Origin of the sequence: Salmonella sp. NW1250 (assembly GCF_051812965.1) — a bacterium.
Lineage (GTDB): Bacteria > Pseudomonadota > Gammaproteobacteria > Enterobacterales > Enterobacteriaceae > Salmonella > Salmonella enterica.
Genome location: NZ_JAMNDD010000003.1, coordinates 259,136 through 271,395 on the forward strand (window position 1 = coordinate 259,136; position 12,260 = coordinate 271,395).

General features: G+C 54.6%; 15 protein-coding genes. 6 read left to right on the forward strand and 9 right to left on the reverse strand.

What is annotated here, in order from left to right; translation table 11 throughout:
* Window positions 1-7: 7 nt before the first annotated feature.
* Genes NBA72_RS06795 through NBA72_RS06805 form a run of 3 tightly spaced genes read left to right on the forward strand, consistent with a single transcriptional unit; the run spans window position 8 to window position 2,985 of the window.
* On the forward strand, window positions 8-1,267 hold the full coding sequence (locus NBA72_RS06795) for a DUF1116 domain-containing protein (RefSeq protein ID WP_000495330.1): 1,260 nt from the start codon (window positions 8-10) through the stop codon (window positions 1,265-1,267).
* A gap of 11 nt (window positions 1,268-1,278) precedes the next feature.
* A complete protein-coding gene (locus NBA72_RS06800) occupies window positions 1,279-2,088 on the forward strand; it encodes a DUF2877 domain-containing protein (RefSeq protein WP_042948094.1) in 810 nt (269 codons plus the stop codon).
* A gap of 3 nt (window positions 2,089-2,091) precedes the next feature.
* Entirely contained in the window at window positions 2,092-2,985 is an 894-nt protein-coding gene (locus NBA72_RS06805; RefSeq protein WP_000855345.1) for a carbamate kinase, read from the forward strand.
* 40 nt (window positions 2,986-3,025) lie between these two features.
* On the opposite strand, the gene purK is transcribed toward NBA72_RS06805, so the two are convergent.
* From purK to ppiB, 4 genes are all read right to left on the reverse strand, one after another.
* Window positions 3,026-4,093 (reverse strand): 5-(carboxyamino)imidazole ribonucleotide synthase, encoded by a 1,068-nt coding sequence (gene purK / locus NBA72_RS06810; protein ID WP_000815601.1) that lies wholly within the window; start codon window positions 4,091-4,093, stop codon window positions 3,026-3,028.
* Entirely contained in the window at window positions 4,090-4,599 is a 510-nt protein-coding gene (purE, locus tag NBA72_RS06815) for a 5-(carboxyamino)imidazole ribonucleotide mutase (protein ID WP_000098736.1), read from the reverse strand. Before purE ends, purK begins: the two co-directional genes overlap by 4 nt.
* Before the next feature lie 117 nt (window positions 4,600-4,716).
* Window positions 4,717-5,439, reverse strand: coding sequence for a UDP-2,3-diacylglucosamine diphosphatase (gene lpxH / locus NBA72_RS06820; RefSeq protein WP_000212279.1), 723 nt, complete (start codon window positions 5,437-5,439; stop codon window positions 4,717-4,719).
* A gap of 2 nt (window positions 5,440-5,441) precedes the next feature.
* Window positions 5,442-5,936, reverse strand: a complete 495-nt coding sequence (gene ppiB, locus NBA72_RS06825) for a peptidylprolyl isomerase B (protein WP_000255991.1) — start codon at window positions 5,934-5,936, stop codon at window positions 5,442-5,444.
* A gap of 172 nt (window positions 5,937-6,108) precedes the next feature.
* Between ppiB and cysS the strand changes: the two genes are divergently transcribed.
* Entirely contained in the window at window positions 6,109-7,494 is a 1,386-nt protein-coding gene (cysS, locus tag NBA72_RS06830; RefSeq protein ID WP_000912376.1) for a cysteine--tRNA ligase, read from the forward strand.
* A 43-nt stretch (window positions 7,495-7,537) separates the two neighbouring features.
* Here the strand turns inward: cysS and NBA72_RS06835 are convergent, their stop codons facing one another.
* From NBA72_RS06835 to folD, 5 genes are all read right to left on the reverse strand, one after another.
* Entirely contained in the window at window positions 7,538-8,362 is an 825-nt protein-coding gene (locus tag NBA72_RS06835) for a DUF2145 domain-containing protein (RefSeq protein ID WP_000819117.1), read from the reverse strand.
* Window positions 8,359-8,796, reverse strand: coding sequence for an STM0539 family protein (locus NBA72_RS06840; RefSeq protein ID WP_001038573.1), 438 nt, complete (start codon window positions 8,794-8,796; stop codon window positions 8,359-8,361). The genes NBA72_RS06835 and NBA72_RS06840 overlap by 4 nt, the downstream gene beginning before the upstream one ends.
* Entirely contained in the window at window positions 8,789-9,334 is a 546-nt protein-coding gene (locus NBA72_RS06845) for a metal-dependent hydrolase (protein WP_001143507.1), read from the reverse strand. The genes NBA72_RS06840 and NBA72_RS06845 overlap by 8 nt, the downstream gene beginning before the upstream one ends.
* A gap of 127 nt (window positions 9,335-9,461) precedes the next feature.
* Window positions 9,462-9,674, reverse strand: a complete 213-nt coding sequence (gene ybcJ / locus NBA72_RS06850; RefSeq protein ID WP_000190278.1) for a ribosome-associated protein YbcJ — start codon at window positions 9,672-9,674, stop codon at window positions 9,462-9,464.
* Between the two features lies 1 nt (window position 9,675).
* Window positions 9,676-10,542 carry a bifunctional methylenetetrahydrofolate dehydrogenase/methenyltetrahydrofolate cyclohydrolase FolD gene (gene folD, locus NBA72_RS06855; RefSeq protein ID WP_000729165.1) on the reverse strand — a complete coding sequence of 289 codons (867 nt, stop codon included), beginning with the start codon at window positions 10,540-10,542 and terminating at the stop codon, window positions 9,676-9,678.
* A 546-nt stretch (window positions 10,543-11,088) separates the two neighbouring features.
* Between folD and fimA the strand changes: the two genes are divergently transcribed.
* Together fimA and fimI are read left to right on the forward strand one after the other, a co-directional pair.
* The gene (fimA, locus tag NBA72_RS06860) at window positions 11,089-11,646 is read left to right on the forward strand and encodes a type 1 fimbrial protein subunit FimA (protein WP_000681025.1); all 558 of its coding nucleotides are present in this window, start codon (window positions 11,089-11,091) and stop codon (window positions 11,644-11,646) included.
* 74 nt (window positions 11,647-11,720) lie between these two features.
* Window positions 11,721-12,254 (forward strand): type 1 fimbrial protein subunit FimI, encoded by a 534-nt coding sequence (gene fimI / locus NBA72_RS06865; protein ID WP_000619614.1) that lies wholly within the window; start codon window positions 11,721-11,723, stop codon window positions 12,252-12,254.
* Window positions 12,255-12,260: the final 6 nt, after the last annotated feature.

Below are 12,260 nucleotides of genomic sequence, written 5' to 3' on the forward strand. Positions count from 1 at the left end.
GGTTCCCATGTTTACATCAGTGGCGCAAGCCAACGCTGCAGTCATCGAACAAATTCGTCGCGCACGTCCGCACTGGCTGGATGTGAAGCCAGCTTCTTCATTAATTAGCGTGCTCAATCAGGGGAAAACGCTTCTTCATGCCGGGCCGCCGATGCGCTGGCAAGAGATGACCGGCCCGATGAAAGGCGCCTGTATCGGCGCATGCCTGTTTGAAGGATGGGCCAAAGATGAAATGAGCGCGCTCGCGCTGTTAGAGCAGGGAAAGGTCAACTTTATTCCCTGCCATCACGTTAACGCCGTGGGGCCGATGGGCGGTATTACCTCAGCCAGTATGCCGATGCTGGTCGTGGAAAATATCACCGACGGCAATCGTGCGTACTGCAATCTCAACGAAGGGATCGGCAAAGTGATGCGTTTCGGCGCCTATGGCGAGGATGTTCAGCAACGTTTGCGCTGGATGCGTGATGTGCTGATGCCGGTATTAAGCGCGGCGCTGGGACGTCTGGAGCGGGGCCTCGACCTGACCGCAATGATGGCGCAGGGCATTACGATGGGAGATGAATTCCACCAGCGCAATATCGCCTCTTCCGCATTGCTGATGCGCACGTTGGCGCCGCATATCGCCCGTCTGGAACACGATAAGCAGCAGATAGCGGAAGTGATGGATTTTCTGAGCGTCACCGATCAATTCTTCCTTAATCTGGCGATGGCCTACTGTAAAGCCGCCATGGACGCGGGCGCGCAGATTCGCGCCGGCAGTATTGTGACGGCGATGACCCGCAATGGCGATATGTTTGGCATTCGGGTTAGCGGTCTGGGCGACCGTTGGTTCACCGCGCCTGTTAATACGCCACAGGGGCTATTTTTTACCGGTTTTTCGCAGGATCAGGCCAACCCGGACATGGGCGACAGCGCCATTACTGAAACATTTGGTATTGGCGGCGCTGCGATGATTGCCGCGCCTGGCGTAACGCGTTTTGTCGGTGCCGGGGGAATGGAAGCGGCGAAATCTGTTTCTGAAGAGATGGCTGAAATTTATCTCGAACGCAACATGCAGCTACAAATCCCCGGCTGGGATTTTCAGGGGGCCTGTCTGGGACTGGATATCCGCCGCGTGGTCGAGACCGGAATTACGCCGCTGATTAACACGGGTATCGCGCATAAAGAGGCGGGGATTGGACAGATTGGCGCGGGAACCGTCCGTGCGCCGCTGGCCTGTTTCGAGCAGGCGCTGGAAGCGCTGGCGGAAAGCATGGGCGTAAGTTAAGAGAGCGTCTCATGAAACGTATCCATCCTCTTATGGCAAGCCGACAATCGGCGGATTATCGGCAACCCTGGCAGATGTCAGGGGTATGGCGTCGCTCTATTAATTTTGTGGCGAAAAGCGGTGAGTTATTAACGCTTCACCGTCGGGGGAGCGGCTTCAGTCCGGGAGGGTGGATACTGCGCGGCGGCGATTTTGACGCATTGCGCGATGTGCTCACCGATGGCGAAAAACCGCAGTCAACCGCTGCCGGTATTCAGATTGGCGAGTTTCTTTTATGCGAGCCGGAGAGGCGCTGTTCGCTGCGGGTTCCACGCTATCTTGCGTCGCCGCGTCTTAACGCGACGTACATGCAGCGTAGTGAGGAGACGGGACTGTTTGGGCCGTTAACCGTCGCCGCAGCTCAGCCTCTATGTCCGGAACTTCGCCAGTTTTGTCACTGCTTTCAGTCGGCGCTTGCAGGTGCTGCGACTGACTGGCGGCTATGGCTGGGTAAAGGGCCGGGCTTAACGCCCAGTCATGACGACACGCTGACGGGAATGTTGCTGGCGGCCTGGTATTTTGGCGCCATAGATGAACGCGCCGGGCGTAATTTTTTTGCCCAATCCGGCAGCCTTGATCGGGCGACGACGCTCGTGAGCGTCAGCTATTTATGCTATGCGGCTATGGGTTATTTCGCGTCGCCTTTACTCCACTTTATTCATGCGCTGCGACGAGATGTTCGCACAGAAACGGCGATTGACGGACTGCTGGCGCTGGGGCACACCTCTGGCGCGGATACGCTGCTGGGGTTCTGGCTTGGACAACAAATAGTAAAAGGATAGGGAATGAAAACGTTGGTAGTTGCTCTTGGCGGCAACGCATTATTGCAGCGCGGAGAAGCGCTAACGGCAGAGAATCAATATCGTAATATTGCCGACGCGGTGCCTGCGCTGGCGCGACTTGCCCGCTCGTATCGGCTGGCGATAGTACATGGCAACGGCCCCCAGGTCGGCCTGTTGGCTTTACAGAACCTTGCCTGGAAAGCCGTTGAGCCTTATCCGCTGGATGTGCTGGTGGCGGAAAGTCAGGGCATGATCGGCTATATGCTGGCGCAGCGTCTGGCGCTTGAACCCGATATGCCGCCGGTGACTACAGTATTAACGCGAATAAAGGTATCGGCGGACGATCCTGCTTTTCTTGAACCGGAAAAGTTTATCGGTCCCGTTTATTCGCCAGAAGAGCAAATGGCGCTGGAAGCGACTTATGGTTGGCGTATGAAACGTGATGGAAAATATCTGCGCCGTGTCGTCGCTTCCCCGGCGCCGCGTCAGATTATCGAAAGCGCCGCTATTGAGTTATTGCTAAAAGAGGGCCATGTGGTGATTTGCAGCGGCGGTGGCGGGGTACCTGTTGCCGGCGAGGGCGAAGGGGTCGAGGCGGTGATAGATAAAGACCTGGCGGCGGCATTGCTGGCGGAGCAGATAGCGGCCGATGGTCTGATCATTTTGACGGATGCGGATGCGGTGTATGAACATTGGGGAACGCCGCAGCAGCGCGCTATTCGTCAGGCTTCGCCCGATGAGCTGGCGCCGTTTGCCAAAGCCGATGGCGCGATGGGGCCGAAGGTGACCGCGGTAAGCGGGTATGTGAAGCGGTGCGGAAAGCCGGCATGGATTGGCGCGCTGTCGCGTATTGACGATACCCTGGCGGGCAGGGCGGGAACCTGCATCTGTCTGTGATCGCGACGGGCGGCGACAGAGAATGCGCCGCCCACACTGTTTATTTAAGCTTACTTTGCGCCCAGATAATGCCGCTGGCGTATTCGCCTGGCAGGAGCGGAGAGAGCGCTTCCAGGGTGGCGCTAAGACGTGACGTATCGCTGTCGGTCAGATTCAGATGGCCGACTTTTCGCCCCGGACGTACCGCTTTATCATACCAGTGCAGATGTACCAGCGGCAGCTTCAGCCAGTCGTAATTCAGCTCGCTGCCGATCAGGTTGATCATCACCGACGGGGCGTTAATCACCGGCGCGGGCAACGGCAGGCCGGTAATCGCGCGCAAATGCAATTCAAACTGACTGATGCTAGCGCCATTTTGCGTCCAGTGTCCGCTGTTATGCACGCGCGGCGCCAGTTCATTGATTAACAGGCCTTCCGGCGTGATAAAACATTCCATCGCCATTACGCCGACGTAGTTCAGCGCCTGCATAATTGCTGACAGCATCGATTCCGCCTGCTCCTGCTGTTCGGCGTTCGCCTGTGGGAACGCGACGCTGGTCCGCAAGATGCCGTCCTGATGCAAATTGTGCGTTAGCGGGTAAAACACGGTACTGCCGTCATGAGCGCGCGCGCCGACTAACGACACTTCGCCGGAAAAATGGATACCGCGCTCAACAATACATTCGCCATAGCAGTCATCCGGCAGTTGCCCGGTTTCGTCCGCGCGTAGACGCCACTGCCCGCGACCGTCGTAGCCGCCAACGCGACGCTTAATAATCGCCAGTTCTCCCAGACGGTCAAAGATGCCGGACCACTCGTCGGCGCTGGTCAGCAGCTGCCACGGCGCGGTCGCGAGTCCCAGTTTATCGAAAAGCTGTTTTTGTGTCAGACGGTCGGCGATGATCGGAAATACATCACGATTGACGAAGGCCGGGTGGCGCGCCAGCTCGCGGGTAAGCGCGGTTTCGGGCCAGCGCTCAATCTCTGCGGTAATGACGCTCTGCTGTACCGGCACGGCGGTAGGCTCTGCATCCAGACCAACCGGCCAGACGGCGATACCCAGCGGTTCGCCCGCCTGGCGCAGCATTCGGCCCAGTTGTCCGTTGCCGAGAACGCAAACTTGCTTCATAGCGTCCCCCGCGGATCGGGATTTTCCAGAACTTCATCGGTTTGCGCTTTGCGCCAGTCGGCAATGCGCTGATGCAGTTCCGCGTCGTGTTGCGCCAGAATCTGCGCGGCGAGCAGGGCGGCGTTAGCGGCACCGGCTTTACCGATCGCCAGCGTACCCACCGGAATGCCGCGCGGCATCTGCACGATGGAGTAGAGGCTATCCACGCCGCTTAGCGCAGCGCTTTGTACCGGCACGCCGAGTACCGGGACCAGCGTTTTTGCCGCAATCATTCCCGGCAGGTGTGCCGCGCCGCCCGCGCCGGCAATAATCACTTGATATCCGTTCTCTTCCGCCGTTTCGGCGAAGCTGAACAGCTTATCGGGGGTGCGATGGGCGGAAACCACTTCTACATGGTGCGGGACATCCAGAATTTCAAAAATTTCGGCGGCGAATTGCATGGTAGCCCAGTCGCTTTTGGACCCCATCACGATGGCGACACGCGCCGGATTATTGCGGGAAGACATGCGTCTTAAAACTCCTGTGGTGCGGGACACGCTGCTTTTGAGGTGTCAAAGAATAGCATGATAATCAGGCAAGGAAAACGGTTGCGTGTACGCCGTAACGGACGATTCGACGAACATTTACAGGGGGAAGGCGATTAACTCAACGTTGTCCGGCGTGACTTTTACCATTGAACCTTCATGATGCCATGCGCCTAACACCACGCGGAACGCGGGCTGGTCGTTGACGGAAAGTTCATGTACCGCCGGGCGGTGGGTGTGACCGTGAACCAGCCACTGTACGCGGTGTTTTTCCATTTCGGCGACGACGGTCTGCGCATTGACGTCCATAATATCCAGCGATTTGCTGCTGTTGGCGGCTTTACTGCCGGCGCGCATTCTGGCGGCGATACGGCGGCGGATAAACAGCGGCAGGGTAAGGAACAGTCGTTGCACCCACGGATTATGGACTTTGGCGCGAAACGCCTGATATCCGGCATCATCGGTACAGAGCGTATCGCCGTGCATAATCAACACATTGCGGCCATACAGATCGAGCACTTTTTCCTGCGGCAGTAGAATCATGCCGCTTTCGCGGGCAAAGCGTTTGCCAATCAGGAAGTCGCGATTACCATGAATAAAGAAGCAGGGAACGCCAACATTCACCACCGCTTTGATGGCGGCGGCTATCTCACGATGTAGCGGGTTGGGGTCGTCGTCGCCAATCCAGGCCTCGAAGAGATCGCCAAGAATATACAGCGCGTCGGCCTGACGGGCTTCTACGGCTAAAAAACGCAGAAAACCGGCGACGATCGCCGGTTCTTCCGTTTGCAGATGCAAGTCTGCAATAAACAGTGTCGCCACGATTACTCGCTGACGGTCACGTTTTCAATGATGACGTCTTCTTTTGGTACGTCCTGGTGCATACCGCTACGGCCAGTGGCGACGCCTTTGATTTTATCTACCACGTCCATACCTTCTACTACTTCCGCAAAGACGCAGTAGCCCCAGCCCTGCAAACTTTCGCCGGAGAAGTTCAGGAAGTCGTTGTCTGCCACGTTGATGAAGAATTGCGCGGTAGCCGAGTGTGGCGCCTGAGTACGCGCCATCGCCAGCGTACCACGGGTATTTTTCAGACCATTGTTGGCTTCGTTTTTGATCGCCTCTTTGGTGGCTTTCTGTTTCATGCCCGGCTCAAAGCCGCCGCCCTGAATCATAAAACCGTTAATCACACGGTGGAAAATGGTGTTGTTGTAAAAACCTTCGCGGCAGTAGTCCAGGAAGTTTTTAACTGTTTCAGGCGCTTTATCATCAAAGGTTTTGATTACGATATCGCCGTGATTAGTGTGGAAAGTAACCATTTTTGCATCCTGTTCCAAGAGAGTGGTGCTTTAGCCCGCAATGGGGCACATATAGGGGCTTGTTATAGCATAACCGTAAGCTGCGATCACCTTGCAAAGTGTGCTGCTTCGATTACGAATAATATGTATCATACGGAGATTATTACCCACACACGTCTATACGGAATCTTCGATGTTAAAAATTTTTAATACACTGACGCGCCAAAAAGAGGAATTCAAACCCATTCATGCCGGGGAAGTCGGCATGTACGTGTGTGGTATCACCGTTTACGATCTCTGCCACATTGGCCACGGACGCACGTTTGTCGCTTTTGACGTTGTCGCGCGCTATTTGCGTTTTCTCGGTTATAAGCTGAAGTATGTGCGTAACATTACCGATATCGACGATAAAATTATTAAACGCGCCAATGAAAATGGCGAAAGTTTTGTCGCGCTGGTCGACAGAATGATTGCGGAAATGCATCAGGACTTCGACGCGCTGAATATTCTGCGTCCGGACAGCGAGCCGCGTGCGACGCACCATATTCAGGAAATTATCGAGCTCACCCGCACCTTAATCGAGAAAGGGCACGCCTATGTGGCGGATAACGGCGATGTGATGTTCGATGTACCGACCGATCCGACTTATGGGCAGCTTTCCCGTCAGGATCTTGAGCAGCTTCAGGCGGGCGCGCGCGTAGATGTCGTTGACGTGAAGCGTAACCCGATGGACTTCGTGCTGTGGAAAATGTCGAAAGAGGGCGAGCCGAGCTGGCCGTCGCCGTGGGGCGAAGGGCGTCCGGGCTGGCACATTGAATGTTCGGCGATGAACTGCAAGCAGTTGGGCAACCATTTTGATATTCACGGCGGCGGTTCCGATCTGATGTTCCCGCACCATGAAAACGAGATTGCCCAGTCTACCTGCGCGCATGACGGCGAATACGTCAACTACTGGATGCACTCCGGTATGGTGATGGTGGATCGCGAGAAGATGTCCAAATCGCTGGGCAACTTCTTTACCGTGCGCGACGTGCTGAAATACTACGATGCGGAAACCGTGCGCTACTTCCTGATGTCCGGGCATTACCGTAGCCAACTGAACTACAGCGAAGAGAACCTCAAGCAGGCGCGCGCCTCGCTGGAGCGGTTATACACCGCATTGCGTGGAACGGATAAATCAGCGGCCCCGGCGGGCGGCGAGGCGTTTGAAGCGCGTTTCGTGGAGGCGATGAATGACGATTTCAACACGCCGGAAGCCTACTCCGTCCTGTTTGATATGGCGCGTGAAGTCAACCGTCTGAAGGGCGAGGATATGACCGCCGCGAATGCGATGGCGTCTCATCTGCGGAAGATTTCCGGCGTGCTGGGACTGCTGGAGCAGGAGCCGGATGTTTTCCTGCAAAGCGGCGCGCAGGCGGATGACGGTGAAGTTGCGGAAATTGAAGCCTTGATTCAACAGCGTCTGGATGCCCGTAAAGCGAAAGACTGGGCGGCGGCGGACGCGGCGCGCGATCGTCTCGCTGAAATGGGTATTATTCTGGAAGATGGCCCGCAGGGCACCACCTGGCGGCGTAAGTAAGCGCTTTTACAGGCCGCTCTATTTGCATAGAACGGCCTGTTTTTTATTTTTTCGCACCGGGCGAAAGATAAACACACACCGACTCCCCCAGATTCTGATGTTCACACCCGGGTATTGCCCGGCTGTAATGGGCAATAAAGCGGATGACGCTGTCGCCGCTGTTTAGCCCCACATTTCCTTTTCGCAGCAATTCTGCTGGCTGATCGTCGGTGAAAACGTTAGGGGTGAACAGTTTTGCGCCTAATCGTTCAAAAGTGCCAGCACTAACGATAGAGGGTTGATAACCCTGAAGCTGCAACCAGCGGCGGGCATCATTACGTGACCAAACCTGCGCATCGTTTGCTCGCGCAAACACTTCGAGAAGCCAGCCATTCGAATTCTGATAAGGTCCGGAAAAAGGCCACGCAATCAGGTTATAGCGGGGACTGTGGAAGAGATTGAGTTTGGTAGCGCTATGTAAGAGCGTTTGTAATGCCGTCGCGATATCTGAACGCGGGCGCAAAACGGCAATGCTCTGATTCACCAGGTCATCAGCCAGAAACTCATACAGACCTTGTATATAGAGCGCTGATTCAGCGGTTCCGCAAGTATTCAGATTATGGTAAACCCGCCAGTCTCCGTTTGGCTGGCGCATGGCATAGCCAGCATGTGACCAGGTTAAATGTCGGCTCGACATATCTTGCCCCTGGCGAACCAGAATGACGACCGGATCGGGTTGACTGTTAAGCTGCTGTTTGAGTTGTAACGCCTGATCCATTGTCGCTGCGATGCTCTCCGGCGTGTTTGCTTTTTGGTGACAGTTAGCACTGTCTGCATAAGCGTTGAGCGAGATTGCGCTGAGCCACAGGGCAAACGCGAACCGCTTCATTTGGCCGGTACCGTCTGGTTGCTGGAAAGTCCTGCATCGTCCTGATTTACCATATGGGCAAGGACTTTGCCCTCTTTTTTCAAATAAGCGCCGGTGCCTTCCTGCGTTTTTTCCAGAGTGACTTTATCACCTGCTTTGAGGTTGCCTTCTTTGACGACATGTAGCGGAACTTGCATTTTAATGTCTTTGTTATCGGGGGACTTAGTGGTTAACAGCGCGGTTTTTTGCTTTTTATTTTCGACAACAGATCCAATGCTCAGGTTGAGCGGCAGCAGTACGGGGGAGAGTATAATTCCGCTAACCAGTGCGGAACTGCCCACGCTGACAACCGCAGACGATGCCGCATACCAGCCAGTGGCAGACATTTCTTCGCTATAGCTGGCGTGGGAAAATGAGAAACAGATGACCGCGGCGGCGAATGTCATTTTATTCATATTGATTCCTTTTAATATGCGTTTTAAGTACCCATAGAAATAACACTAAAATACTTCCCGGCAACCACACCCACAGCAATTCTGAGAGAATGACCTGATGTCCATACGGCGTGATGTAGCTTGAAAGCGCGAACGGCGCGACTTTAATCACCTGCCAGGGCGCAAAAAAACGTTCATCTGACCACGGCCACAGCCATCCGACGCCTTTACCACCCGTGGTTATCGAATCCAGCAGGCTGTGCGACAACAATGAAACGGTTAAAAACAGCCAGCAGCGCACCTGCCCAGCTCGAAACCATCGTCGTCCCGCGAGTACGCACAACAGGGGGAGGACGAATGCGAAAAGTAAAGAGTGGGTAAATCCGCGATGGCCGAACACGTTGCCGTAGGCGACGCCAAATTTAAAGGCCAGCACGTCGGCATCGGGGAGCATCGCCAGCACTACACCGGCAAACAGCAGGCGAGGAGGGATAACTTTCAGGCCTAAGCCTGCGCCAAAACACAGGGGAACGGCGGCGTGGGTGATAACGGTAGGCATAGCGATGGTTCACAGGGAAATAGCCATGCTAGCAGTTGGAACGCAGAGGATTAAGTGGATGATTATCTGAAAAGACAGCGTAATCAGGCCGGATAAGACGCTTTGCGTCGCTATCCGGCACTCTGTATCAGGCCACGACGTTCACACTTTGGCCTTCGAAGCTAACGGTTTGCCCGGCGACAATTTTGCAGCGTTTACGCGTTTCAACCGCGCCATCAACCTTCACCAACCCGTCGGCAATGGCGATTTTCGCCTGCGCGCCGCTTTCGCTCCAGCCTTCCAGCTTGAGCAGATCGCACAGCTCGACGTGCGGGTGCTTGCCTAAAGAGAATGTCGCCATATTATTTTCCTTGTGGATCGTGATATTCAATGCACGCCTGCAGCGTGTTTTCGATAAGCGTGGCGACCGTCATCGGGCCGACGCCGCCCGGTACTGGCGTGATGTATGACGCGCGCGCCGCGGCTTCGTCAAACACGACGTCGCCAACGACCTTGCCATTTTCCAGACGGTTAATACCGACATCAATCACAATTGCGCCTTCTTTAATCCATTCGCCGGGAATAAAGCCCGGTTTACCTACGGCGACAATGAGCAAATCAGCATGCTCGACATGGTGACGCAGATCTTTGGTAAAGCGGTGCGTAACGGTAGTCGTACAGCCAGCCAGCAGCAGCTCCATGCTCATCGGGCGTCCAACGATATTGGACGCGCCAATGACCACCGCATTCAGGCCGTAGGTATCAATATTGTAACGCTCAAGCAGGGTCACAATACCGCGGGGCGTACAGGGACGCAGGCGCGGCGCACGCTGGCACAGACGACCGACATTATAAGGATGAAAACCGTCTACGTCTTTATCTGGCGCGATACGCTCCAGCACTTTAACGTTGTCGATGCCTGCCGGTAAAGGCAACTGCACCAGAATACCGTCAATCGTGTTATCTGCATTCAGAGTATCGATAAGCGCCAGCAGTTCGGCTTCGCTGGTGGTTTCTGGCAGGTCATAGGAGCGGGAGACGAACCCCACTTCGTCGCACGCTTTACGTTTGCTTGCGACATAAATCTGTGAGGCCGGATTGCTGCCGACCAACACCACAGCCAGGCCGGGAGCGCGAAGACCTGCTGCGACGCGTGCCTGAACTTTTTGAGCAACCTCAGATCGCACCTGCTGCGCAATCGTTTTACCGTCAATAATCTTTGCTGCCATCAGAGAGAAGATTCCATCTGTTACTTCAAGTCAAAGGGGATAACGCTATTTTGTCAGAAGCGGGCCTCGCTGTCAGTTAACGTTTGTGTTTCCGATGCAAACGCGACGTCTCCCCCGTCTGTTGACGATACTGAGACGTGACCCGTAAGCGCGCCATGATTAACCAAAAAGAAACAATTCATCACCCTGGCTATGGTTACCGTAATCCCTCGTCGTTAATAGCACCGGGCGGCATAATGCGACATTTTATACAAAATAAGATTAGACCCTTCTTATATCCCAATAAGAATTAGCTTAGGTCATTAAAAGAGTTTGCGGCTATTTTTTATTTAGCGAAATGTTTAATTTATTACCGTGACGAAATGTCATGTTCGCAAAGATTAATTACTGCGTCTGATACTCAGGGGAGAAACAGAAAACTAATTAATCTGCGATATCTATCTTTACAGGATGCAGAGATAACTTTTCTGACATGCTATGTCGATAATAATTCAAACGGAGCCGACAGGATGCCGAAACCGGGTGTGTGTAATTCAAGGGAAATCCATGAAACATAAATTAATGACCTCTACTATTGCGAGTCTGATGTTTGTCGCTGGCGCAGCGGTTGCGGCTGATCCTACTCCGGTGAGCGTGAGTGGCGGTACTATTCATTTCGAAGGTAAACTGGTTAATGCAGCCTGTGCCGTTAGCACTAAATCCGCCGATCAAACGGTGACGCTGGGTCAATACCGTACCGCCAGCTTTACGGCGATTGATGATACGACCGCGCAGGTGCCTTTCTCCATCGTCCTGAATGACTGCGATCCGAAAGTGGCGGCTACCGCTGCCGTGGCTTTCTCTGGTCAGGCAGATAACACCAACCCTAATTTGCTGGCTGTCTCCTCTGCGGACAATAGCACTACCGCAACCGGCGTCGGGATTGAGATTCTTGATAACACCTCTTCACCGTTGAAGCCGGACGGCGCGACCTTCTCGGCGAAGCAGGCGCTGGTTGAAGGCACCAATACGCTGCGTTTTACCGCACGCTATAAGGCAACCGCCGCCGCCACGACGCCAGGCCAGGCTAATGCCGACGCCACCTTTATCATGAAATACGAATAATCCCGTCCGGGAACGCCAGGGAAGGGAGGCGCCTCAACGGAAGAGGCTATCGGGGATAAAAGAGAACATAGCAGATGATAAGGAAAGGCGCGGCGCTAGTGGGGCTTGTTTTGATGTCGCCCGTTATTGCGCAGCCGGTAATGGTGGAGAGCGGGCGTATTCACCTGCGCGGACAACTGGTCAATGGCGGCTGCGCTGTCGCCACAGAAAGCCAGGATTTGCGCGTACTGATGGGACAGTACCGCACGAATGCGTTTACCGGTCCTGGCAGCTTCGCTCCCGTCAGCGTTCCATTTTCGTTACGGTTAATCTCCTGTAGCGCGGAGGTCTGGCGTCATGTCGGCATTGCGTTTGCCGGCGTTACGCCTGCGGAAGATCCCCATGTTTTTCTGGCCAGCGGCGAGGGTATCGGTAATGCCGGAATCGGCCTGGCATTATTTGATGACCAGCAGCGGCAAATCATACCTAACACGTTACCGCTTCATTACACGCCCATTTTAACGTCAGAAATGACTTTGCATTTTACTGCCCGCTATCGGGCAATTTCAGAAAATATGACGCCGGGACGAATTCATTCAGAAGTGTGGTTTACGCTGGTTTACCCATGAATTTTC

Coding starts and splice junctions, on each gene's coding strand:
- NBA72_RS06795 (WP_000495330.1), top strand. CDS start 8: ATGTTTACATCAGTGGCGCAAGCCAACGCTGCAGTCATCGAACAAATT.
- NBA72_RS06800 (WP_042948094.1), top strand. CDS start 1,279: ATGAAACGTATCCATCCTCTTATGGCAAGCCGACAATCGGCGGATTAT.
- NBA72_RS06805 (WP_000855345.1), top strand. CDS start 2,092: ATGAAAACGTTGGTAGTTGCTCTTGGCGGCAACGCATTATTGCAGCGC.
- purK (WP_000815601.1), bottom strand. CDS start 4,093: ATGAAGCAAGTTTGCGTTCTCGGCAACGGACAACTGGGCCGAATGCTG.
- purE (WP_000098736.1), bottom strand. CDS start 4,599: ATGTCTTCCCGCAATAATCCGGCGCGTGTCGCCATCGTGATGGGGTCC.
- ppiB (WP_000255991.1), bottom strand. CDS start 5,936: ATGGTTACTTTCCACACTAATCACGGCGATATCGTAATCAAAACCTTT.
- cysS (WP_000912376.1), top strand. CDS start 6,109: ATGTTAAAAATTTTTAATACACTGACGCGCCAAAAAGAGGAATTCAAA.
- NBA72_RS06835 (WP_000819117.1), bottom strand. CDS start 8,362: ATGAAGCGGTTCGCGTTTGCCCTGTGGCTCAGCGCAATCTCGCTCAAC.
- NBA72_RS06840 (WP_001038573.1), bottom strand. CDS start 8,796: ATGAATAAAATGACATTCGCCGCCGCGGTCATCTGTTTCTCATTTTCC.
- NBA72_RS06845 (WP_001143507.1), bottom strand. CDS start 9,334: ATGCCTACCGTTATCACCCACGCCGCCGTTCCCCTGTGTTTTGGCGCA.
- ybcJ (WP_000190278.1), bottom strand. CDS start 9,674: ATGGCGACATTCTCTTTAGGCAAGCACCCGCACGTCGAGCTGTGCGAT.
- folD (WP_000729165.1), bottom strand. CDS start 10,542: ATGGCAGCAAAGATTATTGACGGTAAAACGATTGCGCAGCAGGTGCGA.
- fimA (WP_000681025.1), top strand. CDS start 11,089: ATGAAACATAAATTAATGACCTCTACTATTGCGAGTCTGATGTTTGTC.
- fimI (WP_000619614.1), top strand. CDS start 11,721: ATGATAAGGAAAGGCGCGGCGCTAGTGGGGCTTGTTTTGATGTCGCCC.